Below are 5,193 nucleotides of genomic sequence, written 5' to 3' on the forward strand. Positions count from 1 at the left end.
ATTTGCTATTAGTATCTTTTTAAAAATATTTACAATTATTTTAATAGGTTATGCAAGAAGTCTAATATTAAATACATATTATTTATTGCTTCTTCTTCAGAGTTAGAATGAAAAGTAATATTATTAATTATTTTCTTTTGCAAAACATTATAAATAATAATTCCAGTTTGCCCAATTCCAGCAGGATCAATTGCAATAATATATTTTAAATTATTTGTTTGATTTTTTTCTCAATTTGTAATATCTTTCAACCATCGGTAGCCAAATCTAAAATGTCATTAATTTTGTAATGTTGCATATATGAATTAATGACATTTCATTTATTTTCAAATAAGTTTAAATACATTTTTGCTCATTCTAAACATTGTAAATCATAATGATTTTTGTGATGCGAAATACGGCAATTAATGGATTGACAATTAACTCAATCAAAAGAAGTTGTTATTTCATTTCAAGTTTTATTAATATATTTACTTTTATATTCTTGCATAATATTTTATTCCTTTCTTCTTATTTTGTTAAATAAACAGAAAATCCCTTTGTTGGTTAAGCTTTTGATATTTAGTAATAATATTTATATTTTGATTTAATTAGTTAATTCGCCACCACCCACCACCGAAGTGAGGTGGATGGCGATACTAAAACTTTATATTTAGACAGAGTTTATCCCCCAACGGAAGTAAAACAAGGTTACCCAGTTATTAATTACGCTTCATCCATCCCTAGACAACTTTATATAAAGAAAATAACCTTTTGGAGCTCCAACCCTCTTGTTTTTTAGTGTCCGATATTGTTTTTTTCGGTTTAACAGCACTCTTTTTATGAAAACAAGCAAAAAACACGCGCTCTGACATTTCGCAAGGGATTAATCTTGCCGAGAATTAAAGAAATAAATAGGAGTAAATCCATTCGCTTTTACACTTTCTTTAAGGCTTCGTGCCATAGATGGGTTGCCCATCTTTAAGCATCAAAATATTAAATTTTAAAGATTGAATTTTGGATTAATCGTTAGATAGTATCTTTATTTTTTTATCTCATTATCTTTTTTAATTCTTTGTTTATTAAATATATTTTTTTAGTAATATATTTAATAATTAACTAACAACTAAATAAAACAATTATTCAAAATTTTTTAAGAAAAAAAAGGATGGATTTTTCTGAAAAAACATATTTTATTAAGTGTAAAAGATACTATCTAACGATTAATCCAATAAATATAAGTATTTTTTACAAAATAAAAAGCACTTTATTCTTTTTCAATAAAGTGCTACATTTGCATTTACAATTTACAGTATAAAATCATTTTTTATGTTAGAATTTAACTAAAAGAAAATATATTTTAAAGGAGTACTTGAACCATGAAAAAACATGATATTAAAGAAAAAATAATAGATTTTATTAGTGGAAAAGAAATTTTATTTACTCCAGAGGAATTAGATGCAGTACAACCACTTTCAAAAGAATTGGTCGGAATTTTTGGTTATAATAAAAATGATATAATTACTAAACCACAATATGAAGTTTCAACACCAAGTGAAGGTAAAAAATATCCAGTTGATATTGCTGTTTTTGAAAATGGTAAAGTTAAAATTATAGTTGAATGTAAAAATAAAAATAAAAATGAAGGAATAAATCAGTTAAAAAAATATTTAAGTTTATCTGAAGCAAATTTTGGTATATGATTTAATGGAATAGAAAGAAAATACTTTAAAAAGATAATTAAAAATGGAAAAATATTTGATTATAAAGAAATTAATTCTATACCAATGAAAGGCATTGAAGACGAACAATGATTAATAAAATCACAATTAAAAGAATATGATGATTTAAAATCAATTTTCAAAGAAATCCACTCTTATATATCAGCACATATTGTCAGTTCAACTTCAGGATTTAGTATAGCAGAAAATCTTATAAAAGTTCTTTTTTGTAAAATATATGATGAGAGATATAAGGAAAACAATAAAGCATTAGATTTTTTTCTTTAGATTCAAATACTCCTAAAGAAATAGAAAATAGAATTTTTGAATTATTTAATAAAGTTAAAAATCAGTATTCTTCTGTATTTGAAAAAAATGAATTAATAGATTTTCCAAGTGATTTAATTGCTTATATTGTTAATAGATTAAAATATATTTCGTTAATGGAATCTCAAAGAGATTCCATAGCAGATGCATTTGAGGTATTTATTGGTAATGCTCTTAAAGGAGAACACGGACAATTTTTTACACCTAGAAATGTTATTCGTTTTATTTTAAAGTATCTAGATAAGAATTTTATTTCAATTAATTCAAATATAAAAATAATGGATCCTGCTTGTGGAACGGGGGGTTTTATAGTTGAAGCATTGGATTTTGTTTGAAAAAAAATTAATATAAGTAATAAAAATGAATTACAAAAGAAAGAAGAACAACTAAATTTTGCACAAACAAAGATTTATGGAATTGATAAAGATAAATTTGTTGCTAAAGTAACTAAAGCATATATGTGTATTTTGGGCGATGGAACAAGTAATGTAATGAATAAAGATAGCTTGCAATCTTTAGAAGAACATTATGATACAGTTGATTTATTATTAACAAATCCACCATTTGGAAAAAAAATAAAAATAAAAAATAATGAAATATTAAATAATTATAGTTTAAAATCAAATGGTTCAAAAGGAACAAACCCAGAAGTTCTTTTTATAGAACTTTCTGTTAAATTACTTAAAGAAAATGGTATTATGGTTATAGTTGTTCCTGAAGGAATAATAGGAAATTATAATGACAAATATATAAGAAAATTTTTAAATAATAACGGAAAAATAATTTCTATAGTATCTTTGCCAATTGAAACATTTAAGCCACATACAGGTATAAAATCTTCTATTATTATTTTTCAAAAATATAAAATATTTAAAGATTATAATACTGTTCTTATCGATATTAAAAAAATAGGTAATGATAAAAATGGAAAAACATTATATAAAATTAATGATTTTGGAGAGCCATTAAAAGATAAAGAAGGACATTTTATAGTTGATGATGAAATGGATAATTTTTACAATATAATTTAAAAGATGTATTGCCTTTTAACAATAATGAATTTAATAAAAAAATATTTACTGTTCCTTTTAGTTTTATTAAAGAAAACAATTTTAATTTATGACCATCATATTATGCTGATTTTATAAATTGTAATGAAACTATTATTGAAAATGAGGAAAAAGTATTTTTTACAATTGAAGAATTAATAAACAATAATATATTAGAGTCTACTGATAAAAAATTGTTACTAAGTGGTAATAGTATAGAATCTATAAACTATTCTGATCAAGGAGAAATTCCTTTTTTACGAACTATTGATATTAAAAACCTTGAAATTGTAAGAAATCCACAAAAATTTGGTTTCTAAAAATTTTTTTGATATGCAATCAAAGCCATTAAAAAAATTTGATATAATTTTTGCAAAAGATGGTAAGCACTGTATTGGAGAATCTGCACTTGTTATGTCTGGTGAAGAAAATGCATTATTGCAATCACATATGTATATATTTAGAACTAAAAAAAATAATTTTTTAAATATAAATCAATTTAATTTAATTGCTGAATTAAATAGTGACTATGTATTAGAACAAGTTAAAAAAGGAATATTTATTCAAGGTACTATATCAACTATAGGAAAAAATATATATAAAATAAAAATTGGATTTTTAAAGGATAATAATAAACTTAAGGAACAAGCAGAAGAATTTAAAAAAATATTAGAAACAAGATTTAACTTTAAAAATAAAATAAAAGTAAAATGATAACTTTTTTATAAAAGAGAAATATTTTTGTTTAATTTAAATAAAGTAAAGGAGTTTATAATTATGAAAAAAAATAAATCAAAATGAATATATTGGTAATAAAGAAATATTTGATAATACAATTTTTTCAATAACAACTAAAAAACAAGAAAATTTAGGTAAAAAAGCATTAAAAAAACCAAAAAATAAAAAATAATTTAACATACTATAAGAGGATAATTACCTTAATTTTAATAGTTATTTGTTAAATAACTTTATTACTTTTTCTCATTTAGGTAGAGTTTCCCCTAGGTACGGTTTAATTAATCACTTGTGACTACTCTTCTGCCCCATGTAGTACTAATTTAATTAGTTGATTAACCTTACAGATATCCTCCCACTTCGTTTATTTTTTAGTGTTCCAGCTTGACCACTTTGTGAAATCTTACTATTTATAAAAAATAATTATTCCTTTTCAGAATAATTATTGGTTTCTTGTCTTTTGATTAATTCTATTTCAAGGTTTTTGATTTTTTGTAAAAGTAAATTTATCATTGTTTTACTTTGAATAGATTTGTAATTTGTATTTTCATACTCTCTTAATTGCATTTTTAAATTATTAATATTTGTTGTAATTTCTTCTGTTGTTAAATCAGCAAAGTCATTAGTTTCATTTTCTTTCATTTCTTTTTTGTTATTTTTAATATCATAAAAATATTCTTTATTGAAATTGATATATTCAATATCTTTTAATTGAAATGTGTTTGTTTTTTCTAATAAATTTAAATCTTTTCATAGCTTTAAAGTTATTTTCATTGGGTTATAGCGTGATATTTTAACAATTCCTTGTCCCTTGTCCTTGTTTTAAATTTGCAAGCTCACTAGTTAACATTAACGGATGGTTTTTTAAATTTTTTGAAACACTAATATTGCTTTTATTTTCATTAATACTAATTTGTTCTATTGTTTTTGTTCCAAATAATTCACTATAATATTAATATTTTATTGTTTCTAAATCGTTAGTATGTAAGAAAATATGCATCCCACAGTTATTTAAAATAATTTTTGCTATTGTATCACCATAATTTAATTTTAATTGGTTAATATCTTGTAAAATAAATTGAAAAAATATGTTTCTGCTGCGAGAAATATTAACTCATTTTTCAATGTTATTTATTTTTGTTAAATTAGCAAATTCATCTAAAATAAAATATACTGATTTTTCTAGTTTTTGTTCGATTGTTTCACTTGCTTTATTTGTTAAAAATTGATAAATTTGATTAATTAATATTGCTATTAATTTATAGTAATTATCATTTTCGTCACTAAATATAATAGACTTCTTGCATAACCTAGTTATTTTAAAATTCCTATAAAATATATTTAAAATAGAAATTATAGGAATCTAAAATTATGAAATTTGA

At 22.1% G+C, this 5,193-nt stretch carries 8 protein-coding genes; 4 read left to right on the forward strand and 4 right to left on the reverse strand.

Annotated features, from left to right (window positions below; all coding sequences use genetic code 4):
* Window positions 1-35: 35 nt before the first annotated feature.
* Entirely contained in the window at window positions 36-251 is a 216-nt protein-coding gene (locus EHU54_RS04340; RefSeq protein WP_400249121.1) for a hypothetical protein, read from the reverse strand.
* The gene (locus tag EHU54_RS04345) at window positions 206-490 is read right to left on the reverse strand and encodes a hypothetical protein (protein WP_400249122.1); all 285 of its coding nucleotides are present in this window, start codon (window positions 488-490) and stop codon (window positions 206-208) included. Before EHU54_RS04345 ends, EHU54_RS04340 begins: the two co-directional genes overlap by 46 nt.
* A gap of 868 nt (window positions 491-1,358) precedes the next feature.
* On the opposite strand from EHU54_RS04345, the gene EHU54_RS04350 reads away from it, so the two are divergent.
* From EHU54_RS04350 to EHU54_RS04365, 4 genes are all read left to right on the forward strand, one after another.
* Entirely contained in the window at window positions 1,359-1,988 is a 630-nt protein-coding gene (locus EHU54_RS04350; protein WP_400249123.1) for a type I restriction enzyme HsdR N-terminal domain-containing protein, read from the forward strand.
* A gap of 155 nt (window positions 1,989-2,143) precedes the next feature.
* Complete coding sequence (locus tag EHU54_RS04355; RefSeq protein ID WP_400249124.1) at window positions 2,144-3,058, forward strand: class I SAM-dependent DNA methyltransferase; 915 nt, start codon at window positions 2,144-2,146, stop codon at window positions 3,056-3,058.
* Window positions 3,059-3,066: 8 nt separating this feature from the next.
* Window positions 3,067-3,396, forward strand: a complete 330-nt coding sequence (locus EHU54_RS04360) for a hypothetical protein (protein ID WP_400249125.1) — start codon at window positions 3,067-3,069, stop codon at window positions 3,394-3,396.
* Complete coding sequence (locus EHU54_RS04365) at window positions 3,386-3,793, forward strand: hypothetical protein (RefSeq protein ID WP_400249126.1); 408 nt, start codon at window positions 3,386-3,388, stop codon at window positions 3,791-3,793. The genes EHU54_RS04360 and EHU54_RS04365 overlap by 11 nt, the downstream gene beginning before the upstream one ends.
* A gap of 441 nt (window positions 3,794-4,234) precedes the next feature.
* Here EHU54_RS04365 and EHU54_RS04370 read toward each other — a convergent pair whose 3' ends face one another.
* The gene (locus EHU54_RS04370; protein ID WP_400249127.1) at window positions 4,235-4,585 is read right to left on the reverse strand and encodes a hypothetical protein; all 351 of its coding nucleotides are present in this window, start codon (window positions 4,583-4,585) and stop codon (window positions 4,235-4,237) included.
* 178 nt (window positions 4,586-4,763) lie between these two features.
* The gene (locus EHU54_RS04375; protein WP_400249128.1) at window positions 4,764-5,174 is read right to left on the reverse strand and encodes a type IV secretory system conjugative DNA transfer family protein; all 411 of its coding nucleotides are present in this window, start codon (window positions 5,172-5,174) and stop codon (window positions 4,764-4,766) included.
* Window positions 5,175-5,193 lie beyond the last annotated feature (19 nt).

Source organism: Spiroplasma sp. ald (assembly GCF_044714355.1).
GTDB lineage: Bacteria > Bacillota_I > Bacilli_A > Mycoplasmatales > Mycoplasmataceae > Spiroplasma > Spiroplasma phoeniceum.